Below are 26,054 nucleotides of genomic sequence, written 5' to 3' on the forward strand. Positions count from 1 at the left end.
CATGGCTCACTGATTGGAAGCTGTCAATCAGTTAGGCTGTGCCGGTGACAGCACCGCGACCACGCCGACCGTCGACCGATGCCGAGGCGGCGGCCCTCGCCTCTGAGATCCGGCTGCGGATCCTGCGGATCACCCGGTTCGACCCGCTCACCAACAAGGAGATCGCCGAGGCGCTGGGCAAGGATCCGGCGACCACGCTGCACCACGTGCGCAAACTGGTCGACACGGGCTTCCTGGCGGCGTTGCCCGCGCGGCGGGGCAAGCGCGGCTCGCGGGAGATCCCGTACCGCGCCACCGGCCTGTCGTGGCAGCTGGACAACGTGCACCGACCCGCCATTGGCGAGGCCATGCTGCAGGCCTACTTGAACGAGATCGCCGAGGTCGACTTCCAGGAGCTGGACCAGACGCGGATGGTCGTCCAGGTCGGTCCGGAACGGAAGGCTGAGCTGGTCAACCGGCTCGCGATGGTGCTCGAGGAGTTCTCGCAGGCACCCCCGGACGAGGGCGGGGAACGAATCGGGGTGTACACGGCGTTGTACCCAATGGGGAAATCGTTCGGAAATGTCGGTGTGACATGGGACGATGACTCAGGTAACACAACCGACGAAAGGTGAACCACGTGACCCGAGACTTCAGCTCATTGGAACCGGAAGATCGACTGGACGCGCCGCTGGCGCCCTCCACCGGCGAGCTGGAGTTGGAAGACCGGGTCGCGCTTCGCCGGATCCACGGTCTTTCGACCGAGCTCACCGACGTCACCGAGGTCGAGTACCGCCAGCTGCGCCTGGAGAAGGTCGTGCTGGTCGGCGTCTGGACCGAGGGCACCGCGATCGAGTCCGAGGCGTCGCTCACCGAGCTCGCCCGGCTCGCGGAGACGGCGGGCTCGCAGGTGCTCGACGGCCTCGTGCAGCGCCGCGACCGGCCCGACCCGGCCACGTACATCGGTTCCGGCAAGGTCAACGAGCTGTCCGACATCGTGCTGTCCACCGGCGCGGACACGGTGATCTGCGACGGCGAGCTCTCGCCTGGTCAGCTGCAGCAGCTGGAGGCGCGGCTCAAGGTCAAGGTCATCGACCGCACCGCGTTGATCCTGGACATCTTCGCCCAGCACGCCCGCTCCAAGGAGGGCAAGGCGCAGGTCGAGCTCGCGCAGTTGCAGTACCTGCTGCCGAGGCTGCGCGGCTGGGGCCAGACGCTGTCCCGCCAGGCCGGTGGTCGTGCGGGCGGTGGCAACGGCGGTGTGGGTCTGCGTGGTCCCGGTGAGACCAAGCTCGAGACCGACCGCAGGCGCATTCGCGCGAAGATCAGCAAGCTGCGCAAGGAGATCGCCGCGCTGGGCGCGGTCCGCGACACCAAGCGCGGCCGCCGCGTGGCCAACGCGGTCCCGAGCGTGGCGATCGCCGGGTACACCAACGCGGGCAAGTCCAGCCTGCTCAACGCGATCACCGGCGCCGGGGTGCTGGTCGAGGACGCGCTGTTCGCGACCCTCGACGCGACCACCCGGCGGTCGGAGACGCCGTGCGGGCAGGTCTACACGCTGACCGACACGGTCGGGTTCGTCCGGCACCTGCCGCACCAGCTCGTCGAGGCCTTCCGGTCCACATTGGACGAGGTGGCCGACGCGGACCTGCTGGTGCACGTGGTGGACGGCGCGGATCCGTTGCCGGAGTGGCAGGTGAACGCGGTGCGTGAGGTGCTCGCCGACATCGGCCGCAGGCGCAGCGGTGTCATGCCGCCGGAGCTGGTCGTCGTCAACAAGACCGACGCGATCGACGAGGTCGCACTGGTCCGGTTGCGGCACCTGCTGCCGGGCGCGGTGTTCGTGTCCGCGCGCAGCGGGGCGGGGCTCGACGAGCTGCGCGAGCGGATCGCCGAGTTGCTGCCCAAGCCGCAGCGGGAGATGGACGTGCTGGTGCCGTATGCGCGGGGCGAGCTGGTTTCCCGCGTGTACACCGACGGCGAGGTGCTCGCCGAGGAGCACACCGAGCACGGCACGCAGCTCAAGGTGAAGGTCTACCCCGACCTCGCGGGCCAGCTGGAAGCCTTCCAGTCGAACACGGTCTGACCCTCGGCTCACGCGACGGCCAGTACGCTGGCCGTCGCGTGGGGCCGGCTGGGGGAGGATCCGTTGGGTAGAGCTTGGTCGCTGATCGCTGCCGTCTTTGCGATCTTCCTGCTCGGCGTCCCCGCATCGGCGGCACCGTCGGTGCAGAAGAAGTGCACCGTCGACGACGAGCGCCTGACCGAGCTGTCCGGCTTGGCCGCCGACGCGGACCACTGGTACGCCATCAACGACGGTGGCAGCAGGATCCGCGTGTTCGTCCTGGGCCACGACTGCAAGGTCGAGCGTGAGATCGACAACGACATCGACCCGTACGACACCGAAGACCTGGCCCTGGCCGCCGACGGCACGTTCTGGCTGTCGGACACCGGCGACAACGGCGCCAAGCGTTCGACCGTCGCGTTGATCTCCGTGACTCCCAGCGGTGAAGCCAAAATCCACCGCCTCACCTACCCCGACGGTCCACATGACACAGAGGCGTTGCTGCTCGGCCACGACGGCACGCCGTACCTGATCACCAAGGTTCCGATCGGCTTGTCGGCGATCTACCAGCCGACGGGAAAACTCGCGTCGCCCGGCCCCACCCCGCTCAAACAGGTCGGCACCCTGTCGTACCTGCCGACCGGGACGCCCGGCGGCCCGGTGGTCAACGAGGTCAGCAACGTCCTGGTCACCGGGGGAGCGGTGAGCGCGGACGGCCACGTGGTCGCCGTGCGGACCTACACCGACGTGTACTTGTACCCGGCGCCGGACGGCGATGTGCTCAAGGCCTTGAAGGGAACCGCGGTCCGGGTGCCGCTGGCGAACGAGGAACAAGGCGAAGCGATCGCGTTCCAACCGGACGGCACCTTGATCTCCGGCGGTGAGGGCGACTCGTCGCCGATCCACGTGGTCGCCGGCGCGGCGTCGCTGGCCGCGCCCAAGACGTCTTCGACGCCCGCCCCGCAAGCCGCCCGAACCGGGAAGTCGGCCGCGCCGGCCGCGGGGAGCTCGGACCTGCCGCTGCCGGTGATCATCGGCGTGGCCGCCGCCGCACTGGCCCTGATGCTCCTGGTGCTGGGCCTGCGCTCCCGCCGCCGCTGACGACCGCCGCTGACGCCGTCACCGACCAAAGTTTCCGTTCGCACGGCGAGTTGTCCACAGATCCGCTCCGCACCCGTTCCCCCACCCCAAACCCGATAGAATGGACAAGGGGGAGCCCCCAGAGGAGGGTGGGCCGCGCGCTGGGCACGATTTGCTCGCACGAAGGCTCGAAAACCCTTGCGGCACTGGGGTTTTGGAGTGGGCGCCGAGGTTTTCGATGAGCCTGCGGCCACTCGGTTTCGGAGTGAGCGCGCCAGGCTTTCAGTGAGCCCGGGCCTGAGGCCATTCGGCCCGGTCCAACGCGAACGACAGGGGGCGTGGGTTCGGCCCGGCCTCTCGAGCCGAAACCGAACCCACGCGATATCTCAAAGCCGCCGCATCACGGCGACGACCTTGCCGAGGATGCTGGCGTCGTCACCCAGGATGGGCTCGTAGTTCTCGTTGTGCGGCATCAGCCAGACGTGCCCGTCCTTGCGGCGGAATGTCTTCACCGTCGCCTCGCCCTCGAGCATCGCGGCGACGATCTCACCGTTGTCGGCGGTCGGCTGCTGGCGGACGACCACCCAGTCGCCGTCGGTGATCGCGGCGTCGACCATCGAGTCACCGGAGACCTTCAGCATGAACAGCGAGCCCTCGCCGACCAGTTCCTTCGGCAGCGGGAACACGTCTTCGACTGCCTGCTCGGCGAGGATCGGGCCACCGGCGGCGATCCGGCCGAGGACCGGGACGTAGGTGGGCACCGGCTGGTCGCTGTAGTCGTTCTCCGACGGCAGGCCGAGGTCGCCCGACGACGGGTCGACGTCCGGCGGCAGCACGCCGATCGCACGCGGCCGGTTCGGGTCGCGGCGCAGGTAGCCCTTCTTCTCCAGGGCGCGCAGCTGGTACGCCACGCTCGACGTGGAGGTGAGCCCCACCGCCTCGCCGATCTCCCGCACGCTCGGCGGGTAGCCGTACCGTTCGACCCAGCTGCGGATCACTTCCAGGACTTTCGCCTGCCGCGCGGGCAGCTGGCGATCCGTCGACCGCTCTTCTTCGACCGAGGCCTCGTCCTCACGCGGCGGGAAGGCGCGGATCTCCGCATCGCCACCTCCCTCGCCGCCAGTGGGTGGTTTCCGACCGCTCGTGCCAGCCACGTCGCTTGCCTTCCGCTGTGATGGTCCGCTGAGGTGCCCCTGACCTGGGGATGGGGCACCGTGTCGCGATCGACGCTAGTCCTCCTGAGTGGACAGATCAAACACCTGTTCGAGCGACACGCCGGTGAGTTCTCGTTTTTGTCGGTGGGTGGTGGTAAGAAGATCGCACGAACGTTCGATCGAACGGATGTTCGTCTAATTGATCAAGACTAGCAGGGAGGTTGCCATGGCGATCCTGGTCGAGCGGGTTGGCCGGACGAGGCAGCCGGTGCGGTCCGTCCCGGTCCGCGAGGAACGTCGCACGCCGCGCCAGGTCGACCGGACCCGGCCGCCGACGCGGCCGAAGCGGGTGACGGCGCCGCACGTCGTGGCCGCGCCGCGGCTGCCGCGGCCGAAGCCGCTCCCTCTCGTCTTCCTGCTGGTGCTCGGCGCGGCCGTGTGCGCTGCCGTGTACGGGCTCGGCGCGCTGTCGAACTCGGTGGCCGGCGATTCCGTGCCGTCGCACACCGTCTCGGTCGTGGTCGCGCCCGGCGAGAACCTGTGGACCATTGCCCAGCATCACGCGCCGGGCAGCGAGCCGGCCGCCGTCGTCGACCGCATCCGCGACCTGAACGACCTGGACCCCGCCGACTCGGTCGCCGTGGGCACCCCCTTGATCGTCCCCGACGGCCAGTAGCCGCCCCGGAAGCCCTGCTGCCGGGCGTCACCCGCCTCGGCTCCCGCATCTCCTTGCTCGCCCATCTCTCGCGATGGAGCGACCACTTCGCCGTGCGCTCACCCGCTCGCCAGGCGTGTCCCCTGTTCCGACCCGGTGTGTCCCCCGTTCCGACCGGGTGTGTCCCCTCTTCCGGCCAGGCGTGTTCCCTCTTCCGGCCGGTTGTGTTCCACGTTCGGCCGCGGGTCCCGCGCGGAACGTGGAACTCATCCGAAGGGAAGGTGGGACACACCCAGCGCGAGTGTGGGACACGCCCGGTGGTTGGCGCTGAGGGTGATCTGGAGCACGTCCGTAGGCTCTCCGGCGGGTGAACGCCGAGTGGACGGTGCTACTCCGTGTGGGTGTTGCCACGCTCCGTCAACAGGTGTCAACCCGAGATCCCTCGGCCGGGTGTCGGCGGCCGTGTCGGCTTGCGTCGCCGCGCCCCGCGGCATAGCTTGAACCCCAACATCTAGTAGTTACATCGCTGTAGTTAGTCCACAGGTTGGGTCTGGCGGTCCACAGGTTGTCCACCGCCCATCCACCGGTCGATCCACATGTTGATCACAGATCGGACGAAATGCGGCGGTGCGCGCGAACGTTGAAAGGGGTGTGGGGCGATGCGGTGCCCGTTCTGCCGGCATTCCGACTCGCGGGTGGTCGACTCCCGTGAGGTCGAGGACGGCCAGGCGATCCGGCGGCGCCGGTCCTGCACCGAGTGCGGCCGCCGGTTCACCACCGTCGAGGAAGCGGTGCTGGCCGTCGTGAAGCGGTCCGGGGTCACCGAGCCGTTCAGCCGCGAGAAGGTCATCCGCGGGGTGAGCCGGGCGTGCCAGGGCCGCCCGGTCAACGACGACGACCTCGCCCTGCTCGCGCACAAGGTCGAGGAGTCGATCCGGTCCGCGGGCGCGGCCGAGATCCCCAGCCACGAGGTCGGGCTGGCCATCCTCGGCCCGCTCCGCGACCTGGACGAAGTCGCCTACCTGCGTTTCGCCAGCGTCTACCGGTCCTTCTCCTCGGTGGAGGACTTCGAGAAGGAGATCGCCGACCTGCGCGCGGCGATCACCAGCAACGACACCGAGAACAACACGTGAGCCGACGGCGCGGCAAAGTCGCCAGCCGTCGGCCGGCACAGCACAACCGGCAGCACAACTTGGGCCGGCCGCATCGGACGGGGAGCCCGGACGTGGCCATGCACCAGCGAGCAGAGGACAAGGGAGAGGGACCTGTCATGACCGACATCGCCGAGGGCCAGGCGACACCGGGCGCTTCAACACGCACGGGGCTGCACATCGAGCGCGTCTACACCACCGAGGGTGTGCACCCCTACGACGAGGTCACCTGGGAACAGCGCGACGTGGTGATGACCAACTGGCGCGACGGTTCGGTGAACTTCGAGCAGCGGGGCGTCGAGTTCCCCGACTTCTGGTCGATCAACGCCACCAACATCGTGACCAGCAAGTACTTCCGCGGCGCGGTGGGCACGCCGGTCCGCGAGCACTCGCTGCGCCAGCTGATCGACCGCGTGGTCAAGACCTACGTGACCGCGGGCGTGCAGCACGGCTACTTCGCGACCCCCGAAGACTCGGTGGTCTTCGAGCACGAGCTGACCTGGATGCTGCTGCACCAGGTGTTCAGCTTCAACTCGCCGGTCTGGTTCAACGTCGGCACGACGTCGCCGCAGCAGGTCAGCGCCTGCTTCATCCTCGCGGTCGACGACACCATGGAGTCGATCCTGAACTGGTACCGCGAGGAAGGCCTGATCTTCAAGGGCGGCTCGGGGGCGGGCCTGAACCTGTCGAAGATCCGGTCGTCGAAGGAGTTGCTGTCCTCCGGCGGCACCGCGTCCGGCCCGGTGTCGTTCATGCGCGGCGCCGACGCGTCCGCGGGCACCATCAAGTCCGGCGGGGCCACCCGGCGCGCGGCGAAGATGGTCGTGCTCGACGTCGACCACCCGGACGTCGAGGAGTTCGTCACCACCAAGGCGCGCGAGGAGCACAAGATCCGCGCGCTGCGCGACGCCGGCTTCGACATGGACCTCGGCGGCTCCGACATCACGTCGGTGCAGTACCAGAACGCGAACAACTCGGTCCGCGTCTCCGACGAGTTCATGCGCGCGGTGGAGAACGCCGGCCAGTTCGGGCTGCGTTCACGCACCACCGGCGAGGTCATCGAGTCGGTCGACGGCAAGGAGCTCTTCCGCAAGATCGCGCAGGCCGCGTGGGAGTGCGCCGACCCGGGTCTGCAGTACGACGACACGATCAACGCGTGGCACACCTGCCCCGAGTCGGGCCGGATCACCGCGTCGAACCCGTGCAGCGAGTACATGCACCTGGACAACTCCAGCTGCAACCTCGCGTCGCTGAACCTGATGAAGTTCCTCGGTGACGACGGCAGCTTCCAGGGCGAGAAGTTCGTCAAGGCCGTCGAGCTGGTCATCACCGCGATGGACATCTCGATCTGCTTCGCCGACTTCCCGACCGAGCCGATCGCCGAGACCACGCGCAAGTTCCGCCAGCTGGGCATCGGCTACGCCAACATCGGTGCGCTGCTGATGGCCACCGGCCACGCGTACGACTCCGACGGCGGCCGCGCGCTCGCCGCGGGCATCACCTCGCTGATGACCGGCACCGCGTACCGGCGGTCCGCCGAACTCGCCGGGGTCGTCGGTCCGTACGAGGGCTACGCCCGCAACGCCGAGGCGCACCAGCGGGTCATGCGCAAGCACGCCGCGGCGAACGACCTGATCCGCACCTACGGCGCGAGCGATGGCGCCGTGCAGCGGCTGGCCACCCGCGAGTGGCAGCTCGGCACCGAGATCGGTGCGCGCAACGGCTGGCGCAACGCGCAGGCGAGCGTGCTGGCGCCGACCGGCACGATCGGCCTGATGATGGACTGCGACACCACCGGGATCGAGCCGGACCTGGCGCTGGTGAAGTTCAAGAAGCTGGTCGGCGGCGGGTCGATGCAGATCGTGAACCAGACGGTGCCGCGGGCGCTGAAGTCCTTGGGCTACCAGGACGAGCAGGTCGAGGCCATCGTCGAGTACGTCGCCGAGCACGGCCACGTGGTCGACGCGCCCGGCCTGCGCCAGGAGCACTACGAGGTGTTCGACTGCGCGATGGGCGAGCGTTCCATCGCGCCGATGGGCCACGTGCGGATGATGGCGGCGGTCCAGCCGTTCATCTCGGGTGCGATCTCGAAGACGGTCAACATGCCGGAGTCGGCGACCGTCGAGGACGTCGAGGAGATCTACTACGAGGGCTGGAAGCTCGGCCTGAAGGCGCTCGCGATCTACCGCGACAACTGCAAGGTCGGCCAGCCGCTGTCGGCGGGCAAGGGCGGCGAGGCCAAGAAGGATGCCGAGCCGGAGAAGGTCATCGAGTACCGGCCGGTCCGCAAGCGCCTGCCGAAGAAGCGCCCGTCGCAGACGGTGTCCTTCACCGTCGGTGGGGCCGAGGGTTACCTGCACGCCGGTTCGTACCCGGATGACGGCCTGGGCGAGATCTTCATCAAGCTGGGCAAGCAGGGTTCGACCTTGGCGGGTGTGATGGACGCCTTCGCCACGTCGATCTCCGTGGGTCTGCAGTACGGGATCCCGCTGGAGTTCTACGTGTCGAAGTTCCAGAACCTGCGCTTCGAGCCCGCCGGGATGACCGACGACCCGGACCTGCGGATCGCGACCAGCGTGCTGGACTACATCTTCCGCAGGCTGGCGCTGGACTACCTGCCCTACGACAAGCGCGCCCAGCTCGGCATCTTCACCGCCGACGAGCGCTCGGCCCAGGTGGATGCCGGCGGCTATGGTCCGTCCGAAGTGGACATCGAAGGCATCCAGACCTCGGTCGAGGCCAAGCCTTCGGAGCAGAAGTCGGTCGAGGCGGCGAAGCCGGAGACCACGACTGCGCACAGCTCGACGGAGTTGTTGGAACTGCACTTGGGCAAGGCAGCGGACGCGCCCCTGTGCATGACCTGCGGCACCAAGATGCGTCCGGCCGGGTCCTGCTATGTGTGTGAAGGCTGCGGTTCCACGTCCGGCTGCAGCTGACCAACTGAACCGACTGGGCCCGGTGGTGCACCCGCACCGCCGGGCCCAGTCGTCTGCCCGGCTCGGTAAAGAGTTCGGCGGGCGTTGCCGTCGATGGCGCGCCGATGGCATTCTCGAACCATGAGCGACAGAATCGAGACCTCCGCACACCGGTGAGCCCTGCGCCCGAGCCATCGCTCGGATCCCGCCAGACCCTCTTCGACCACGCGGTCAGCCTGCACATCAAGGCGCCCGATTCGCCGTTGCCAGGCTATGGCGCTCCCTATCCCGACGAAGAGCGCCACCGTCGACGAGCCCCCAAGAGGCCTCGTGATTACGCGCTGGTCGGCGCCGATGCGGCCCAGGTCCTCCGCGAACACTTCGCGAATCCTGTGGCCTCGCCAGATGATCTCGTCGATGCGTTTCATGACATCGACGTGCCGATTCACCGCAACGAACACATCATCGCGGCCGCGCGAGCAACAGACCCGATCCGCGTCCGGCGCACGGGCCGATGGCTCGTCCGGCGCAGCCCCGATCGGTGTTCGGCGATCATCGGACTGGCCTTGGTCGGGGTTGCCGGAACGGTCGAGGACATACCGTTGATCCAGACCATTGGGCTCCTATCTGACCAGTTCGCTCCCCTGGCCGCATGGGCATTGGAGCGCCAGGACAACGGGTCGATGGCCTTGCTCTGGCTGGCTGATCGCGTCGCTGGATGGGGCCGGGTATACGTGGTCGAGGCACTGTGCCGGCTGGCCGACCCGGCTGCTCGAGATTGGCTGCTCCGACGCCCGGTGGACGGCGACTTCTTGAACGGCTACTTCGCAAGCGCGGTCGCGGAGGTCTCAGGCGTCCATGAGGCCATTGTGGACCCGTCGGTGGACGACGACCTCGTCGACCACGCTGGTCGTCTTCTTTGCGTGCTGGCCGACGGTCAAGGCATGCTTGACAAATCGGTCGAGGACTATCCGCATGCGGCCGGTGTCCTGGGCGCCCACGTCCGGCACCTTGGTAGGCAGGAGCCGACGGCCGGACGGTTTGCCACCGCCGCGATGCTGGCCGCCTACTTGAGTGGCCAGGCAGTGCCAAGGCAACTGCACGGCCTCCGCGACGCCTACATGGCAGTGCTCGACCGGGACGACTGGTGCGCGGTCGCGCGTCGCGCTGTCCGGGACGGGGATGAATACCTTCACCCGGACTACCTGCAGTGGCTCGCGAAGGTGGGGTCGAGGCTCGGGCTTCGGGCGTTCACCGCCAGCCGGCGGACCGATGAGACACGGTCTTCGTGACGGCTGCGCGATCGGCTGCTCGGCGAGACGGTCGCGGAGGTACTCGGCCGTGACAGAGTGGGGACGTGCTTGTGCGGTCAGGGCTGCCGTAACGCCAACCACGGTTGCCGCGAATTCCGTGCGGTGACAGCAACCTTGCCTGCGAGCTTGGCCGTTTTCGAACCGGCGATGGCGGAGCTCGACATCCAGCCGCGCGAATGCCGGTGGGCACACCTCTCGCTGTGCGTGCTCGACGCCGTTCATTCCATCGGCGTGCGCTACGAGACCGTGAAAGCCCTGTGCTGGAAGTACGGCGAACCGCTTCTGGGAACCGTTCTGGTGGCCCCGGCCAAGGTCGGTACCTACGTTGAGCAACCACTGCGCGAGTTCGCGGAATGGGCCGTCGAACTCGGCGAAGCCGAGCTCGCCGATGCGTTGGGCAACCACCACCGGACCTCGACCCGCAGGGGCGCGCCCCTCAAGACGCGGGCTGACATCGAGTACGCGCAGATCCTGGTGCGGCACGGCATCAACCTGCTCGGCGATGCGGCTGACCTGCTGGGCGATGCCGAACGCCTGGCGCGCGTCGAAGCGGATCTCGCCACGGTGCCCGGCCATGGCTGGTCAGGCATCAGGATGAACTACCTCTGGATGCTCGTCGGTTCCGATGACCGGATCAAACCGGACCGCATGGTTCGGCGATGGCTCGGTCGCCACCTCGGTCGCGAGGTCGGCGTCGGCGAGGCTGTCGAGTTGGTCACCAAGTTGGCGGCAGCCAACGACAGGACTCCATGGGAGGTGGACCACGCGATCTGGCGGGCGCAGCGCTCTCGGCCGAAGCGCGGATGACTCAAACCTGCTTGATCAACCGCGTTGAGAGCCTTGTCCTGGAGTGTGGGCAGCGGATGCGCCCGCGTGAATGACCTGCGGGCACGAAGATGCGCCCGGCTGGGCCTTGCCACGTGTGTGAAGGCTGCGGCTCCACGTCCGGCTGCAGCTGACCGGAGCCCGGCCGCATAGACGGAGCGCGGGTCGGCACCCCGTTCGCCGCTATTCGGCGCGTTCGGCAGCGGTGATCACCTGGCGCAAGGTATGGCGAGCCTCCGCCAGTTCCGTGGCGCGCTGGTCCAAGCGCGACAGCTGACCCCGCAGCCGCTCCAACACCCCAGGGCAGGCGCGCACCGAACCATCCGCCAGCGCACAGGGCAGCACCTGCTTGATCAACCGCGTTGGCAACCCGGCCGCGAGCAGCGCCCTGATCTGCCGCACCGTCTGCTCCGCGTCCTCGTCGTAGTCGCGGTAGCCGTTGGGTTGGCGGCGCGAGTCGAGCAGGCCGACGCGCTCGTAGTACCGGAGCAGGCGTTCGTTTGTCCCGGTGCGCGAAGCCAACTGCCCGATCAACATCTTCTTGACCTTGCCATGGTGTCAAGGTCCAACACTGGTTCCGCCAACCGCATTCCGCGAACCCACGGAGAACCAGTGATCATTGACGCGCACAGCCATGTCCACGACCCCGTGCACGACCACATTGCCCTCTTGGACGAGGCTGGGATCGACCGCTCGGTGCTCTTCGGCACTCGGCCGCATCCTGAGCGTGCCACCGATCTGGCCTCGCTGAAGGACGAGCTGACGGTGCTGCACGAGACCGTCAGCGGTCAAACCGACGGCTACGAAGAAGCGTGGCGAGAGCTTCACAATGCCTGTGCCGACAAGCGGTTCATCGGGTTCGGCAAGGTTCGTCTCGACCGAGCTGCCGAGGACGTCGAACGTGAGGTCATCGGCCGCGGGTTCCAGGGGATCGGCGAGCTGACGCCGCCACCCGGCCAAGCACACCAGATCGAGCCGGTCCTGCAGGCCGCGGCGGATCACGGTGGGCTGCCCGTCGTGGTGCACGGGTTCGCGCCGACCACGGCCGAGGATCTGGCGACGCTGGCGGGGCTCGCGCCCCGTTACCCGACCGTCCCGCTCGTCATCAGCCAGCTCGGTGGGCTCAACTGGATGACGGCGATCGAGCTGGCAGCGCAGACCCCGAACCTGTACCTGGACTTGTCGACCGCGAACGTCATCTTCGCCGTCCGGCTCGCGATCGCCGAGGTGCCGGACCGCACGCTGTTCGGATCGGATGCCCCCTACGGCGACCCGGTTCTCGCCCGGATCACCGTCGAGCGCGTGACGCGGCCCGGAGCCGTGCGCGACCGGGTGCTCGGCGACACGCTCGCGGAGCTGCTCGGCCTTTGACACGCTGGAGACGTGCCTGACCTCGGTCGAGGCCAAGCCTTTCGAGCAGAAGTCGGTCGAGGCGGCCGAGATGCGCCCGGGTCTTGCTACGTCTGCGAAGGCTGCAGCCTGCCGTCAGGTGGACTGCGTCGTGTGGGATGTGTACTTGGCGGCGTCCAACAGGCAGTCCACCAGTTCGTCGGGCATCGACAGGAACGGTGTGTGGCCTGCCGGCAAGCGGTAAACCTTCTTGCACGGCAACAGATCCTGCATCCGCCGCTGCTGGCTGACGTGCATCGCGTTGTCCTGGGTGCATTCCACGTACACCCGTGGCACCCGGCCGAAGTTGGCGTCGGTGAGCCGCACGTCCGGCGGTTTCGGCAGTTCGAGCGGCTCCGCGCGCAGCATGCTCACCGCCCACGCGACGTCCTCTGGCGTGCAGTCGTTGAAGAACACGTCCTCTGCGTGGCCGACGCTCATCGTCGCGTTCTTCTCGTCGACGACCAGGTTCGGCCGCAGGATGGACCCGCTCTCCGGCTTGGTGAACTCACCGGTGCTCATGCCGGTCGGCATCAGGAACGCCGACGCATACACGAGCACGCCCACCTGGTCGGGGAGCAGCTCGGCGATCGCGGAGATCGTCATGCCCGCGGAGCTGTGGCCAACCAGGACGGGCGGGGTCGGCTGGGCGCGCACCAGGTCCACCGCAGCCTGGAAGTCGGGCCGTTCCGGGGTGTGCACCGTGTGGCCGAGGTCCCGCAGTCGACTCGCGACCCGAAGCCAGCACCACGGGCCGAGCCACCGTGCGTGAAACAGGATGTAGGTGGTCATCCGCGTCCTCCGCAGGCCGCCATCGGTTCAAGGAATACCGTGGGGCCGAACGCCAGCAAATCACTTGATCCACTATGGGGCGTGGCAAGCTGGTCGCGTGGTGGCCGACGTCTTCCAGCGGCAGCGCGACCGGCTCTTCGGCATCGCCTACCGGATGCTGGGGTCGGCCGCCGATGCCGAGGACGTCGTCCAGGACGCCTATCTGCGCTGGCACGAAGCCGACCAAGCGGTCATCACCAACCCCGAAGGCTGGCTGACCAGGGTCGTCACCAACCTCTGCCTGACCCGGTTGACGGCAGCCAGGACCAAAAGGGAGACCTACGTCGGCCCCTGGCTGCCCGAGCCGGTGCTCACCGCCGGCGGCGCGCTCGGTCCGCTCGACACCACCGAGCAGCGTGAGTCGGTCTCGTTCGCGCTGCTCGCGACCATGGAACGGCTCACGCCCGCGGAGCGCGCCGTCTTCGTGCTCAAGGAGGCGTTCGGCTACCCGCACCGCGAGATCGCCGCGTTGACCGGGCTCACGGAGGCGAACTGCCGCCAGTTGCATCGGCGCGCGCGGCAGCGGATGCGGGACCGGCCCCGGTTCAGCGCCGACCCGAAGCTCGCCAGGGACCTGCTCGACCGGTTCCTCGACGCGGCCGCCAAAGGTGCGATGGCGGAACTGGAGTCGCTGCTCGCCCAGGACGTCGTGTCCACAGCGGACGGTGGTGGCAAGGCGACCGCGGCCCGCCGTCCGATCCTCGGCCGCGCCAAGGTCGCGCGCTACCTCACCGGCACCGCGTGGGACCGGTTCCCCGACCTGCGCTACGAGCACCTCGAGGTCAACGGCCAGCCCGCGATCATCGGACGGTCCGGCGACACGGTCCTCGGCCTGCTGCTCGCCACCGAGTCCGACGGCCGCCTGGCCGCGTTCCACATCGTCGCCAACCCGGACAAACTCGCCTTCCTCGCCCGCCAGCTGTCACGTTCCGCCGCGCTTCCCGGTCAAGAGGGGTGACGAAGGGAGCCATCGGTGACAACGCTGGTCACAGGCGCGAGCGGAGAACTGGGCCGGGTGCTGGTCGGGCAGCTCGGTCCCGCCGTGCGCAAGATGAGCAGGACGGCCCGCGACGGCGACGGGTGGGTGGTCGCCGACCTCAAGACGGGTGCCGGGCTCGCCGCGGCGGTAGACGGGGTGGACACGATCGTGCACTGCGCGAGCAGCCCCAGCGACGACGCCGAAGCCGTGCGGAACCTGATCGAGGCCGCGCCCGACGTGCGGCACCTGATCTACATCTCGATCGTGGGCATCGACGAGGTCCCGTTGCCCTACTACAAGGCCAAGCTGGCGGCCGAGAAGGTGATCGAGTCCTCCGGTGTCCCTCACACGATCTTGCGCGCCACCCAGTTCCACACGCTGCTGGTGCGGATCTTCACGGCCGCGGCGAAGCTGCCGGTGATGCCGGTGCCCGCCATCCCCGACCAGCCGATCGCGGTCAGCGAGGTCGCCGTGGAACTGGCCAAGCTGGCTGGTGGTGAACCAGCCGGACGAGTGCCTGACCTGGGCGGACCGGAGACCCGGCCGCTGCCCGAGTTCGCCAAGGCTTTCCTCGCTGCACGGGGCAAGCGGCGGCCGATCCTGCCGGTGCGGGTGCCGGGCCGGACGTTCGCCGCCTTCCGCCGGGGCGAACACGTGGGACCGAGCCGCGGCTCGATCACGTTCGAGGAATACCTGCGCAATCCTGACACTGCCTGACAGGTATGTCTGCGAGGCTGGACGCATGACAGAGATCGCCAAGCTCGCCATGCTCAACCTCGACTGCGCGAACCCGGCCCGCGAAGCCGAGTTCTACGCCCAGGTGCTCGGCTGGGAGGTCACGCACGCCCAGGACGAGTACGCCATGATCAGCGGCCCGGGCGCGCCGATCGGGTTCGGTCGCATGGACGGCTACCAGCCGCCGAAGTGGCCCGACCCGGAGAACGGCAAGCGCTTCCACCTCGACCTGCACGTCGCCGACCTGGACAAGGCCGAGCAGCAGTGCCTGGAGCTCGGCGCGACCAAGCCGGACTTCCAGCCGGGGGAGCGGTGGCGTGTGCTCCTGGACCCCGACGGCCAGCCGTTCTGCATCTGCCTGCCGTCCTAGGGGCAGAAGGCCGCCGACAGCACCTGCCGTGACCCGTCACCGGTCGGCAGCGGGGGCTCGTCGGCGATCTCCTTCGCCACGTCGAACCGGGTGCCCACCAGCACGAGCTGCCGCTTGCCGTCCTCGGTGGACAGCGACATGCTGGTGTACCCGGGCCCGGCGCCGGTCTGGCCGACCAGCACCCCACCGCACGGCGACGGCATCCGCTCGATGCCGAGGTTCCCGGTCAGCAGCTCTTCCTGTTGCGCCGCAGGCAAGAGTCGTCCGGCGAACAACGCCTCGTGGAACCGGGCCAGATCCTCCACAGTGGACACCATGGCACCGGCTGTCCAGTCGTAGGACGGGCTGAACGTCGTCATGTCCCGCATCGGCGTGCTCATGTCGTAGCCGTGCAGGTGCGGGCCGTGCAGCACCGGGTCCAGCACGGGGAAGTACGTGTCGTGCAAGCCGAGCGGGTCCAGCAGCCGGCGCTGGATCTCGGTGACCGGGCTGTGCCTGGTCACCCGCTCGATGACCTTGCCGAGCACCAGATAGCCGGTGTTGGAGTACTTGTACGCGGCGCCGGGCTCGCCGGTCGGCCCGTGCGCGAGCGCCATCCTGATCACCCGGTCCGGCGTGTACACGTACCCGCGGTGGTCGTCGTCCAGGTAGGGCTTCCAGAACGACCGCTCCTCGGTCGGGTCGTAGAGGCCGCTGGTGTGGTTCAGCAACTGCCGAAGGGTGATCCGCGGGTCCAAGCCGGGCACCCAGCGCGCCGCACTGTCCTCAATAGACAACAATCCGGCCGCTTCCAGTTGCAGCACGACGACGGCCACGAACGACTTCGTGTTGCTGGCGATCCGGAAACGGTCGCCGGTCCGCGCGGGCGCGCCGGTGCGCACGTCGGCCACCCCCGCGGCAAGGCTGACCACTCGGTCGTCGTCACGCACACGCACCACCGTGGCGGTGAACCCGTCGGCCACCATCTGGTGCACGGCCGCGGCCAGCGCGGGGCGCGGAGCCGCCTGCGCGCTCACCGGCAGCAGGGACAACGTCGCGGCCAGCGCGACGATCGAGCGGTACTGCATCGGACCCCCTTGGTCGCTTTCATCTGCACCCACCTTGGTGGCGCGAGCGGTGCCGGTCGATCACGCTGACCCCCTTGTTCGAGGTGGGGCTGGCTCCACCCCCGCATGGCAGGCTGGAGGACATGACGGACGACAAGCGGGTGGCCGTGCTCGGCTACGGCCTCGCGGGCAGCGCCTTCCACGCGCCGTACATCGAAGCCACGCCGGGTCTTCGGGTCGCCACCGTGGTCACCGGCAACCCGGAACGCCAGGCGGCGGCCAGGGAGCGTTACCCGGACGCCGCTGTCGTGTCCACAATGGAGGATATGCTGGCCGCCGGGCCGGACCTGGTGGTGGTCGCCACACCCAACCGTCACCACGTGGCGAACGCGACGGAAGCGTTGCGGCGCGGCATTTCGGTCGTGGTGGACAAACCGGTGGCGGGCACGCCGGACGAGGTGGCGACGCTCGGCGAACTGGCCGAGGACCAGGGCGTCATGTTCACGGTCTTCCAGAACCGCCGTTGGGATGGCGACTTCCGCACCGTCCGCGACCTCGTCGACACGGCCCGGCTGCCCGACGTGTCGGCTTTCGAGTCGCGGTTCGAGCGCGTGGGCCGCCCGGGCGCGCGCTCGGCGTGGAAGACGAGCACCGACCCGCTCGACCTGGCCCACATCGTCTACGACCTCGGCAGCCACCTCCTCGACCAGGCGATCGTGCTGTTCGGACCGGTCGAGTCGGTGTTCGGCCGGGCGTCGAGCCCACGCCCGGACGTGCCGGTCGAGGAGGACGTCACGCTCGCGGTGCGGCACGTCAGCGGGGTCTCGACCCTGCTGCGGATGAGCAACGCGGTCCAGCCCGCCGGGCCCCGGTTCACCGTGACCGGCGCGACCGCCGGCTACCGCTGCTGGGGTCTCGACCCGCAAGAACGGGCAGCGCGGTCCGGCGCCCGGCCGACCGACCCAGGGTTCGGCGTGTACGACGAGGCCCAGTGGGGCAGCCTGATCACGGACGAGGGCCGGGCCGTCGTGCCCACCCTGAACGGCGACTACCTGGGGTATTGGTCGATGGTGGAAGCGTGCCTGCGGGGCGACGGGCCGCCGCCCGTGCTGCCGGAGGAGTCGATCCGGCTGGTCACCACCGTCGCGGCCGCGATGCGCGCGGTGCGCGACGGCAGGCCGGTGGTGCTGTGACGGAACCGGATCCGAAGCGGTGGCGGGCGCTCGCGGTCACCCTGGTCGCGGGCTTCATGAGCCTGCTGGACGTCAGCATCGTCAACGTCGCCTTGCCATCGATCCAGCGCGGCCTGACCACCACGCCCGGCGCCGTGCAATGGGTCGTGTCCGGGTACGCGCTGGCGTTCGGCCTGACCCTGGTGGCCGGCGGCCGCCTCGGCGACGTGCTCGGCCGCAGACGGATGTTCCTGTTGGCGTTGACCGGGTTCGTCGTGACGAGCGGGCTGGCCGGCCTGGCCCCGACCATCGAGCTGCTGATCGTCGCGCGGCTGGCCCAAGGGCTCACCGCGGGCCTGCTGACCCCGCAGAACACCGGCCTCATCCAGGACCTGTTCACCGGCGCGGAGCGGGGCAAGGCGTTCGGCCTGTTCGGCGCCACCGTCGGGCTGTCGACCGCCGTCGGTCCGCTGGCCGGTGGGCTGATCCTCGCCGTGACCGGTGCGCACGACGGCTGGCGCTGGGTCTTCTTCGTGAACCTGCCGATCGGGCTCGTCGCGCTCGTGCTCGCGGCGCGGTTGCTGCCGTCCGGGCGGCGCAAGGAAGGCCGCTTGCGCGACGAGATCGACACGGTCGGCGCGCTGCTGCTCGGCGCCGCGGTGGTCGCCGTGCTGTTCCCGATGGTGCACGAAGGCGCCTGGTGGCTCATGGCGGTCGCGGCCGTGCTCGGGTTCGCCTTCGTGCGGTGGGAGGCGCGGCTGACCAGGCACGGACGGGCGCCGGTGCTCGACCTGCGCCTGTTCACCGGGACGCCCGGGTACGCCTCGGGCGCGCTGCTCGGCGCCGTGTACTTCTGCGGGTTCAGCGGGATCTGGCTTGTCTTTGCCATGTACTTCCAGCAGGGCGCCGGGCTCACCCCGTTGCAGTCGGGGCTCGCGGTCACGCCGTTCGCGCTGGCCTCGGCGGTCGCCGCCGCGCTGGCCGGGCGGCTGGTGGAGAAACGCGGGCGGTGGCTGACGGTCCTGGGCCTGTCGCTGGTGATCGTCGGGCTCGGTGTCGTGGCGGTGATCCTGGGCTTCGTGCAGCCTGCCCACCCGGGTCTCGCGATCATCGCGCCGATGGCGGTCGCCGGGCTCGGCGGCGGCATGGTGATCTCGCCGAACACGACGCTGACCCTGCGTTGCGTGCCGACCAGGATGTCGGGCGCGGCCGGCGGCGCGCTGCAGACCGGCCAGCGGATCGGCACGGCGATCGGTACGGCCGTGCTGTCGGCGGTGTTCCACGCGGTGCTCACCGCGACCAGGAGCTACGCGACCGGCGTCGGCTGGGCGATCGCGACGGCGGCGGCGTTGGTGGTGATCGCGCTGGGTCTCGGCATCAAGGAGTTGGTCGCCGACCGACCTCAGCCGCACCAGGAAGCCCCGGACGCCGTTCCCGCGGACGCCCACCAGAACTGACCAGCAACAGGGCGTGTCCCACGTTCGCGCAGGGTGTGTCCCCTGCTCCGGCCGGGTGTGTCCCCTGTTCCCGTCGGGTGTGTCCCTCGCTCCGGCGATCGGAAGGGAACTCGCGGGGCCGGAACAGAGGACACGCGGGGTTGGAAGAGGGGACACGCGGGGTCGGAAGAGGGGACACGCCGGGCGTGAGTGTGGGACACGCGCGGTGGTCAGCCGCGGGCGGCGACCGCTTCGGCCAGGGTGAGGACTCGGCGCGCGTTCTCCACGTGCAGGTTCTCGATCATCCGGCCGTCGACCGTCACCACGCCGCGACCCTCGCGCGAGGCCTCCTCGAAGGCGTCGATGATCCGCCGCGAGCGCTCGACCTCCTCCTCGGACGGCGCGAACACCCGGTTGCACGGCTCGAGCTGCTTCGGGTGGATCAACGTCTTGCCGTCGAAGCCGAACTGCCTGCCCTGCAAGCATTCCGCTTCAAAACCCGCAAGGTCCTGCACGTCGTTGTAGACGCCGTCGAGGATCACCTTGCCGGCCGCCCGCGCGCCGAGCAGCGCCAGCGACAGCCCGGCGAGCAGCGGCGCGCGGCCGGGCACGTGCTCGGCCTGCAGCTCCTTGGCCAGGTCGTTCGTGCCCATGACCAGCACGGTCAACCGCGGCGAGGCGGACGCGATCTCGTGCGCGTGCAGCATGGCGATCGGCGTCTCGACCATCGCCCAGATCGCCGTGTGATCGGGCGCTGCCTCCAGCGCACGTTCGACCTGGTGGACCTCCGCCGCACTGTTGACCTTGGGGATCAGGATCGCGTCCGGGCCGGCCTCGGCGGCGGCGCGCAGATCATCCTCGTGCCACGACGTGTCCAGGCCGTTGGTCCGGATGACCAGCTCGCGCTCGCCGTACTCGCCCGACGCCACGGCCGCGCACACCCGCTTGCGTGCCTCGGCCTTGGCGTCCGGCGCCACCGCGTCCTCCAGGTCGAGGATCAACGCGTCGGCGGGCAGGGTTTTCGCCTTCTCCAGCGCGCGCTCGTTGGCGCCCGGCATGTAGAGCACGGAGCGTCGCGGCCGCAGGTCAGTCATTCGCCAAGGCCTCCTCGGTCGCCTTGTCATAAGCCGAAGCGAGTTCCGGGTCGCGGTCGGCCAGCGCGTCGGCGAGCTCGGCGACGACCAGGCACTGCTTGTACGTGGCGTCGTCCTGCATCTTGCCGTCGATCATGACCGCGCCGGTGCCGTCGCCCATCGCCTTGATCACCCGGCGGGCCCACGCGACCTCGCTGGGCTCGGGGGAGAAGACCTTCTTGGCGATCGCGATCTGCACCGGGTGCAGGCTCCACGCGCCGACGCAGCCGAGCAGGTAGGCGTTGCGGAACTGGTCCTCGCACGCGACCGTGTCGCGGATGTCGCCGAACGGCCCGTAGAACGGCAGGATCCCGTTGCTCACGCAGGCGTCGACCATGCGGGACACGGTGTAGTGCCACAGGTCCTGTTGGTAGGTCTGGCGACCCTCACTGAGGTCGTCGCCGACCGGGTCGGTGCGCACGAGGTAGCCGGGGTGCCCGCCGCCGACCCGCGTGGTCTTCATCCGGCGGCTCGCGGCGAGGTCGGCCGGACCGAGCGAGATGCCTTGCATGCGCGGGCTCGCGGCGGCGATCTCCTCGACCCGCCGCACGCCGCTCGCCGTCTCCAGCAACGCGTGCACCAGGATCGGGCGCTCCAGCTTGGCGCGTGCTTCGAGCTGGGCGATCAGGCGGTCGACGTAGTGGATGTCCTCGGGGCCTTCGACCTTCGGGACCATGATCACGTCGAGCTTGTCGCCGATCTCGGTGACCAGCGTGGTGAGGTCGTCGAGCACCCACGGCGAGTCGAGGCTGTTGATCCGCGTCCAGAGCTGCGTGGCGCCGAAGTCGGTAGCCTTGGCGATGTCGACGAGGCCCTGGCGTGCGGCGACCTTCCGGTCGGCCTGGATCGCGTCTTCGAGGTTGCCGAGGATGATGTCGACGCCCTTGGCGATGTCCGGCACCTTGGCGGCCATCTTGGGGTTGCTGGGGTCGAAGAAGTGGATCATCCGGGACGGCCGGAACGGGATCTCCCGCACCGGCTGCGGCGCGCCGATGGCCAGCGGCTTGAAGAAGTCCTTCGGAGAGCGCATGTGTAGATGTTGCCCTACTTGCCGGTAACCCGCGCGGTGGCGTTAGTCACGGTTAACTCCAGCGCACCGGCAGGTGCTTGACGCCGTTCTGGAAGTTGGACCGCAGGCGCTGGACCTCGCCGTCGATCCGCAGCTCACCAGGCAAATCCAGGACCGCGTCGAACATGGCGCGCATCTGCACGCGGGCCAAGTGGGCGCCCAGGCAGAAGTGCGGGCCATGGCCGAACGTCAGGTGCTCGCCCCGGCGGCCAGGATCGAAACGATCGGGATCGGGGAAGACGTCCTCGTCGCGGTTGGCCGAGGAGAACCACACGACGACCTTGTCACCGGCCTTGATCCGGGTCCCCGCAAGCGTTGTGTCCTCGGTGGCGGTGCGCCGGAAGTTCATCACCGGTGTCCACCACCGCAACATCTCTTCCACGGCACCGGGCAACAACGACCGGTCGGCCCGCACCGCGCGATAAACGTCCACATCGGACAGCAGAGCGATCAGGCCGCCGGGCAGCCCGTTGCGCAGGGTCTCGTTGCCCGCCACCGAGAACAGCCAGAACAGGTTCTCGAACTCCGCGAGGCTGACCCGCCCGCCCTCATCGTCCACATAGGTCATCAGGTTCGACATCACGTCGTCGCCCGGCTCTCGGCGCTTGAACTCGCCGAGGGCGTGGGCGTACGCGTAGAGGTCCGGCATCCCTTCCCTGGTACGGGGATCCGGCATCCGCCCGTGTGCGTCGGGCTTCGGTCGCACGGCCAGCGCCGCGCGCGCCAGCTCCGTGGACGACCCGGCGTCGGTGCGCGCGCTGACCGCGTACTCCGGGTCCTGGTAGCCGATCACGCGGTTGCTCCAGTCGAACATCAGCCACCGGTCCGGCGCCGGCACGCCGAACACCTCGGCGAGGGTCAGCAACGGCAGGTCGGCCGCGACCTGCGCGAAGTCGCAAGGACCATCGATGCGTGCCACCAGCTCCCGCGCCCACCCGGTGATCCGTTCCTGCAGCCGCGCGATCGCCCGCGGGGTGAACGCCCTGGTCAACAGTCCGCGCAGGCGTGAGTGCTCGGGCGGGTCCATGTTCAGCATCATCCGGCGCACGTACCGCAGCGCCTCCGGCGTCGAGGGGTCGCGGATCTGCGTGGCGCCGAGGCTCGAGGAGAACGTGGCGGGCGAGCGCAGCACGTGCCGCACGTCGGCGTGCCGCAGGACCGCCCAGAACCCGGGGCCCGCGGGCCAGCCGTCGATCGCGGGCTCGTCCACCCACACGACGGGGTGTTCCGCACGCAGCCGCGCCAGCAACTCGTGCGGCACGCCCCGCACGTAGGTATCCGGATTGACGAGCTCGGCCAGGTCCATGTGTCGTTTCTAGCGTGACTGACGACGAATTCCTCGCCCTTGTGGCCGACCGGCTGGCCGGATTGCCGTGCGTTCGCGCCGTCACCCTCGGCGGCTCACGCGCGCAAGGCACCCACGGACCGGACAGCGACTGGGACCTCGCCGTGTACTACCGAGACAGCTTCGACCCTGCTGACCTGCGGGAACTCGGCTGGCCGGGGGAGGTCTCGGCGATCGGCGGCTGGGGCGGCGGCGTGTTCAACGGCGGCGCGTGGCTCACGATCGAGGGCCGGCGCGTCGACGTGCACTACCGCGACCTCGACGTGGTCGAGCACGAACTCGCCGAGGCCCGCGCGGGCCGGTTCCACTGGGAGCCGCTGCTGTTCCACCTCGCCGGCATCCCGAGCTACCTGGTGGTCGCCGAACTCGCGGTCAACGTGGTCCTGCGTGGCGACCTGCCGAAACCGGACTACCCGGAGCCGTTGCGCGCGACCGCGCCCCGGTTCTGGCGGGAACGCGCGGCCCTGACCATGGCCTACGCCAAGAACAACTACGCCGGCCGGGTCGCCGAACTCGCGGGCACCCTGGCCACCGCGGCGATGCAGACGGCGCACGCGATCCTCGCCGAGCGCGGGGAGTGGGTGACCAACGAGAAACGCCTGCTCGAACGCGCGGGCCTGCGCGGCATCGACGACATCATCGCCGCGATGCCGCCGGACGCGATCACCGCGGCGGAGCAGTTGTTCGGCAATGGCAGGATCGGTGCATGAGTTTGCGCGTGATCGGCGGCGGCAGCGACGGCCCGCTCCTCGTCCTGCTGCATGGCCTCGGTGCGAGCGCCGACGTGTGGCACGGCGTCGCCGAGCACTGGCCGGGTCGCTGGCTCGCGCCCGACCTGCCGGGCCACGGCGGCTCGGATCCGTTGCGGCGCTACTCCTTCGGCGCGATGGCGGCCGCGGTCGCCGCCGAACTCGCTGATGAGGTCGGCGACCAGCCGGTCGTGGTGCTGGGGCATTCGCTCGGCGGCGTGCTGGCGTTGACCATGGCCACCGGGTGGTTCGGCGTGCCCGTCACGTCGGCGATCGGCCTCGGCATCAAGGTGCGCTGGTCGGCGGAGGAATTGGCGAAGGCGGCGGAGCTGGCGGCGCGGCCCGCGCGCACCTTCGCCGGCCGGGACGAGGCCGTGGCGCGGGCGTTGCGGGTGGCCGGGCTCTCGTCGCCCGAGTTCGCCGATTCGTTGGTGCGCAAGGAAGACGACGGCTGGCGGCCGGCCGTGGACCAGGCGGCGTTCGGCGTCGGCGCGCCGGATCTGCCGGGCCTGCTCGCCGCCGCGCGGGCCGACGTCGTGCTGGCCGCAGGTGAACACGACCCGATGTGCCCGGAGGCGCACCTGGCCGAACTGCAGGCGCAGCACGTGATCCTGCCCGGGCTCGGGCACAACGCCCACGTCGAGGACCCGGCCGCCGTGGCGCGGCTGCTGCCCTGACCGGCGGAAACGACGACGGGGAGGCCCACGCGGCCTCCCCGTCGATCACTTCTGTGGTCGTCAGTCCACGCTGACCAGGTCCACCACGAAGATCAGCGTCTCGTTCGGCTTGATGGCCCCGCCCGCGCCCCGCGCGCCGTAGCCCAGGTGCGGCGGGATCACCAGCCGTCGGCGGCCGCCGACCTTCATCCCCTGCACGCCGCGGTCCCACCCAGCGATGACGCGGCCGGCGCCCAGCGGGAACCGCAGCACGTCGCCGCGGTTCCAGGACGCGTCGAACTCCTCGCCGGTCGAGTGCGCCACGCCGACGTAGTGCACCGAGACGGTCTTGCCGGCGGTCGCCTCGTCGCCGTCGCCGACGGTGATGTCCTGCACGTCGAGATCGCTCGGGGGATTGCCCTCGATCGGGTCGACTTCCGGCTTCTCCAGTGCCACGCGACTCCTCCTTGATTGCCGTGATTCGTGGGTGCCACCGTGCCATGCCTGGTTTTGTCGGTGGTCGCTGGCATGCTCTGGGCACCGCCGGATGGAGAGGAAACGACGTGCGCTGGACCGCGGATCAGGTGCTGGCCCTGGCACCCGACGCCGCGTCGGTGAGTGCGGGCCGCAAGCAGGCCGAAGCCCGCTGGACCGACGAGGGCGGGTCCGACGCTGCCGTGTGGGGCTACTGCCAGGGCAGCGGGAGCCGGCCGTACCAGGTCGCGGTCGACCCGTCCGGGCCCGCGTACAAGTGCACGTGCCCGTCGCGGAAGTTCCCGTGCAAGCACGCGCTGGGCCTGCTGCTGCGCTGGTCCGCCGGCCGCGTGCCGGACGCCGACGCGCCCGGCTGGGTCGAGGCGTGGCTGCAGGAGCGCGCGGCGCGGTCCATCGAACGCGCCGACAAGGCCGAACGCACCGAGGTCCGGGACCCGGCCGCGGCCGAGCGCCGCGCGGCCCAGCGCGAGCAGCGGGTGTCGGCCGGGGTGGCCGAGCTGACCGGCTGGTTGTCCGACCAGCTGGCCCGGGGCTTGGCCGGGCTCGACCGGGACGGTGGCCTGGAGCTGTTCACGGTGGCCGCCCGCATGGTCGACGCGCAGGCGCCCGGGCTCGCGTCCGGCCTGCGCCGGGCGGCGTCGCTGATCGGCCGGTCCACCGACTGGCCCGACCGCGTGCTCGACGAGTTCGCGCAGTTGTACCTGCTGGCCCGCGCGCACGCCGGACTGGCGGACTTACCCGGTCCGCTCGCCGAGACCGTGCGGTCGCGGCTGGGGTACACGGTGGAGAAGGAACGCGTCCGCGCCGATGGTGAACGCGTCGCTGACACGTGGCTGGTGACCGGAGCCGTCGACGACATCAACGAGCGGTTGACCAGCCGGCGGGTCTGGCTGCGTGGGCTGGGCACCGGCCGACGGGCGCTGGTGTTGTCGTTCGCACCGCCGGGGCGGCCGCTGGATTCGTCGCTGGTGCCGGGCACCCAAGTGGCGGCCGAGTTGGCGTTTCACCCGGGGGCGCTGAGCCTGCGGGCGTTGGTGATCGAACAGGGGGAGCCCGTGGTGGCGAAGCACCCGTCAGGGGAGACGGTGGGCGACGCGCTGACGTCGTGGTCGGCCGCGTTGGCGGTGGACCCGTGGCTGGAGCGCTGGCCGGTGCTGTTGCGGGACGTGGTCCCGGCGGCCGGGGACAGCGACAGCTGGCTCCTGCGCGACGAGGCAGGCGATGCGTTGCCGCTGCGCAGAACGGCCGAACCGTGGCGGTTGCTGGCGGTGTCGGCGGGCCGCCCGGTGACCGTGTCCGCCGAATGGTCGACCGCAGGCCTGCGCCCCATGTCCTGCTGGGACGGCAACCGCCCGGTACCGGTCTGATGGCCCAGGAACACGTGATGCCCGTCCCCGACGCCAGGCTGGAGGTGGCGCCATGACACCCCTTGTGTCAACCTCAAGATCAAAGTCAGGCTGCGGCTTGCTGTTCGGTGTTGTGTCGGGCGCCGCCGTGCCGGGCTGGATCGTA

At 69.7% G+C, this 26,054-nt stretch carries 25 protein-coding genes; 17 read left to right on the forward strand and 8 right to left on the reverse strand.

Going from position 1 to position 26,054, the window contains the following annotated elements:
• Window positions 1-44: 44 nt before the first annotated feature.
• The 3 genes from EV186_RS38005 (at window position 45) to EV186_RS38015 (ending at window position 3,145) form a co-directional block, all read left to right on the forward strand.
• Complete coding sequence (locus EV186_RS38005) at window positions 45-614, forward strand: ArsR/SmtB family transcription factor (protein ID WP_133854409.1); 570 nt, start codon at window positions 45-47, stop codon at window positions 612-614.
• Window positions 615-619: 5 nt separating this feature from the next.
• Window positions 620-2,065 (forward strand): GTPase HflX, encoded by a 1,446-nt coding sequence (hflX, locus tag EV186_RS38010; protein ID WP_424984172.1) that lies wholly within the window; start codon window positions 620-622, stop codon window positions 2,063-2,065.
• Between the two features lie 63 nt (window positions 2,066-2,128).
• Entirely contained in the window at window positions 2,129-3,145 is a 1,017-nt protein-coding gene (locus EV186_RS38015) for an esterase-like activity of phytase family protein (protein WP_243754540.1), read from the forward strand.
• A 365-nt stretch (window positions 3,146-3,510) separates the two neighbouring features.
• Here the strand turns inward: EV186_RS38015 and lexA are convergent, their stop codons facing one another.
• Window positions 3,511-4,278, reverse strand: a complete 768-nt coding sequence (gene lexA / locus EV186_RS38020) for a transcriptional repressor LexA (RefSeq protein WP_424984174.1) — start codon at window positions 4,276-4,278, stop codon at window positions 3,511-3,513.
• Window positions 4,279-4,504: 226 nt separating this feature from the next.
• Between lexA and EV186_RS39750 the strand changes: the two genes are divergently transcribed.
• The 5 genes from EV186_RS39750 (at window position 4,505) to EV186_RS38045 (ending at window position 11,119) form a co-directional block, all read left to right on the forward strand.
• Window positions 4,505-4,954 carry a LysM peptidoglycan-binding domain-containing protein gene (locus EV186_RS39750; RefSeq protein ID WP_208116010.1) on the forward strand — a complete coding sequence of 150 codons (450 nt, stop codon included), beginning with the start codon at window positions 4,505-4,507 and terminating at the stop codon, window positions 4,952-4,954.
• A gap of 638 nt (window positions 4,955-5,592) precedes the next feature.
• A complete protein-coding gene (gene nrdR / locus EV186_RS38030; RefSeq protein ID WP_133854410.1) occupies window positions 5,593-6,066 on the forward strand; it encodes a transcriptional regulator NrdR in 474 nt (157 codons plus the stop codon).
• Between the two features lie 137 nt (window positions 6,067-6,203).
• Window positions 6,204-9,020, forward strand: a complete 2,817-nt coding sequence (locus tag EV186_RS38035) for a vitamin B12-dependent ribonucleotide reductase (RefSeq protein ID WP_133854411.1) — start codon at window positions 6,204-6,206, stop codon at window positions 9,018-9,020.
• 104 nt (window positions 9,021-9,124) lie between these two features.
• Window positions 9,125-10,291, forward strand: a complete 1,167-nt coding sequence (locus EV186_RS38040) for a hypothetical protein (protein ID WP_208116011.1) — start codon at window positions 9,125-9,127, stop codon at window positions 10,289-10,291.
• A 147-nt stretch (window positions 10,292-10,438) separates the two neighbouring features.
• On the forward strand, window positions 10,439-11,119 hold the full coding sequence (locus tag EV186_RS38045; RefSeq protein ID WP_208116012.1) for a hypothetical protein: 681 nt from the start codon (window positions 10,439-10,441) through the stop codon (window positions 11,117-11,119).
• A gap of 201 nt (window positions 11,120-11,320) precedes the next feature.
• Here EV186_RS38045 and EV186_RS38050 read toward each other — a convergent pair whose 3' ends face one another.
• Window positions 11,321-11,674, reverse strand: a complete 354-nt coding sequence (locus EV186_RS38050) for a MerR family transcriptional regulator (protein ID WP_133854412.1) — start codon at window positions 11,672-11,674, stop codon at window positions 11,321-11,323.
• A gap of 15 nt (window positions 11,675-11,689) precedes the next feature.
• On the opposite strand from EV186_RS38050, the gene EV186_RS38055 reads away from it, so the two are divergent.
• Entirely contained in the window at window positions 11,690-12,508 is an 819-nt protein-coding gene (locus EV186_RS38055) for an amidohydrolase family protein (protein WP_279538364.1), read from the forward strand.
• A 114-nt stretch (window positions 12,509-12,622) separates the two neighbouring features.
• Here EV186_RS38055 and EV186_RS38060 read toward each other — a convergent pair whose 3' ends face one another.
• Window positions 12,623-13,318 (reverse strand): alpha/beta fold hydrolase, encoded by a 696-nt coding sequence (locus EV186_RS38060; RefSeq protein ID WP_133854414.1) that lies wholly within the window; start codon window positions 13,316-13,318, stop codon window positions 12,623-12,625.
• Between the two features lie 97 nt (window positions 13,319-13,415).
• Between EV186_RS38060 and EV186_RS38065 the strand changes: the two genes are divergently transcribed.
• Genes EV186_RS38065 through EV186_RS38075 form a run of 3 tightly spaced genes read left to right on the forward strand, consistent with a single transcriptional unit; the run spans window position 13,416 to window position 15,441 of the window.
• Window positions 13,416-14,315 (forward strand): RNA polymerase sigma-70 factor, encoded by a 900-nt coding sequence (locus tag EV186_RS38065; protein ID WP_133854415.1) that lies wholly within the window; start codon window positions 13,416-13,418, stop codon window positions 14,313-14,315.
• Between the two features lie 15 nt (window positions 14,316-14,330).
• Window positions 14,331-15,053, forward strand: a complete 723-nt coding sequence (locus EV186_RS38070) for an SDR family oxidoreductase (protein ID WP_133854416.1) — start codon at window positions 14,331-14,333, stop codon at window positions 15,051-15,053.
• Between the two features lie 25 nt (window positions 15,054-15,078).
• Window positions 15,079-15,441, forward strand: coding sequence for a VOC family protein (locus tag EV186_RS38075; RefSeq protein ID WP_133854417.1), 363 nt, complete (start codon window positions 15,079-15,081; stop codon window positions 15,439-15,441).
• Here the strand turns inward: EV186_RS38075 and EV186_RS38080 are convergent.
• A complete protein-coding gene (locus EV186_RS38080; protein WP_133854418.1) occupies window positions 15,438-16,508 on the reverse strand; it encodes a serine hydrolase domain-containing protein in 1,071 nt (356 codons plus the stop codon). The two genes, EV186_RS38075 and EV186_RS38080, sit on opposite strands and share 4 nt — an antisense overlap.
• 122 nt (window positions 16,509-16,630) lie before the next feature.
• Here EV186_RS38080 and EV186_RS38085 point away from each other — a divergent pair, with 122 nt between their 5' ends.
• Both EV186_RS38085 and EV186_RS38090 read left to right on the forward strand, forming a co-directional pair.
• Complete coding sequence (locus EV186_RS38085) at window positions 16,631-17,680, forward strand: Gfo/Idh/MocA family oxidoreductase (protein ID WP_133854419.1); 1,050 nt, start codon at window positions 16,631-16,633, stop codon at window positions 17,678-17,680.
• Between the two features lie 56 nt (window positions 17,681-17,736).
• Window positions 17,737-19,116 (forward strand): MFS transporter, encoded by a 1,380-nt coding sequence (locus EV186_RS38090; protein ID WP_133854434.1) that lies wholly within the window; start codon window positions 17,737-17,739, stop codon window positions 19,114-19,116.
• A 209-nt stretch (window positions 19,117-19,325) separates the two neighbouring features.
• Here the strand turns inward: EV186_RS38090 and EV186_RS38095 are convergent, their stop codons facing one another.
• From EV186_RS38095 to EV186_RS38105, 3 genes are read right to left on the reverse strand one after another with little or no spacing between them, the layout of a single operon-like run.
• Window positions 19,326-20,189 carry an HpcH/HpaI aldolase/citrate lyase family protein gene (locus tag EV186_RS38095; RefSeq protein WP_133854420.1) on the reverse strand — a complete coding sequence of 288 codons (864 nt, stop codon included), beginning with the start codon at window positions 20,187-20,189 and terminating at the stop codon, window positions 19,326-19,328.
• Window positions 20,182-21,258 (reverse strand): HpcH/HpaI aldolase/citrate lyase family protein, encoded by a 1,077-nt coding sequence (locus EV186_RS38100; RefSeq protein ID WP_133854421.1) that lies wholly within the window; start codon window positions 21,256-21,258, stop codon window positions 20,182-20,184. The genes EV186_RS38095 and EV186_RS38100 overlap by 8 nt, the downstream gene beginning before the upstream one ends.
• Before the next feature lie 52 nt (window positions 21,259-21,310).
• A complete protein-coding gene (locus EV186_RS38105; protein WP_133854422.1) occupies window positions 21,311-22,603 on the reverse strand; it encodes a cytochrome P450 in 1,293 nt (430 codons plus the stop codon).
• A gap of 14 nt (window positions 22,604-22,617) precedes the next feature.
• On the opposite strand from EV186_RS38105, the gene EV186_RS38110 reads away from it, so the two are divergent.
• Window positions 22,618-23,352 carry a nucleotidyltransferase domain-containing protein gene (locus EV186_RS38110; protein WP_133854423.1) on the forward strand — a complete coding sequence of 245 codons (735 nt, stop codon included), beginning with the start codon at window positions 22,618-22,620 and terminating at the stop codon, window positions 23,350-23,352.
• Window positions 23,349-24,068: an alpha/beta fold hydrolase gene (locus tag EV186_RS38115; RefSeq protein ID WP_133854424.1), complete on the forward strand. Its 720-nt coding sequence runs from the start codon at window positions 23,349-23,351 to the stop codon at window positions 24,066-24,068. Before EV186_RS38110 ends, EV186_RS38115 begins: the two co-directional genes overlap by 4 nt.
• A 60-nt stretch (window positions 24,069-24,128) precedes the next feature.
• Here the strand turns inward: EV186_RS38115 and EV186_RS38120 are convergent, their stop codons facing one another.
• Window positions 24,129-24,503, reverse strand: coding sequence for an FKBP-type peptidyl-prolyl cis-trans isomerase (locus EV186_RS38120; protein ID WP_166659531.1), 375 nt, complete (start codon window positions 24,501-24,503; stop codon window positions 24,129-24,131).
• A 107-nt stretch (window positions 24,504-24,610) separates the two neighbouring features.
• On the opposite strand from EV186_RS38120, the gene EV186_RS38125 reads away from it, so the two are divergent.
• Window positions 24,611-25,909: an SWIM zinc finger family protein gene (locus tag EV186_RS38125; RefSeq protein ID WP_243754542.1), complete on the forward strand. Its 1,299-nt coding sequence runs from the start codon at window positions 24,611-24,613 to the stop codon at window positions 25,907-25,909.
• Window positions 25,910-26,054: the final 145 nt, after the last annotated feature.

The organism is Labedaea rhizosphaerae (assembly GCF_004362825.1).
GTDB classification, from domain to species: domain Bacteria; phylum Actinomycetota; class Actinomycetes; order Mycobacteriales; family Pseudonocardiaceae; genus Labedaea; species Labedaea rhizosphaerae.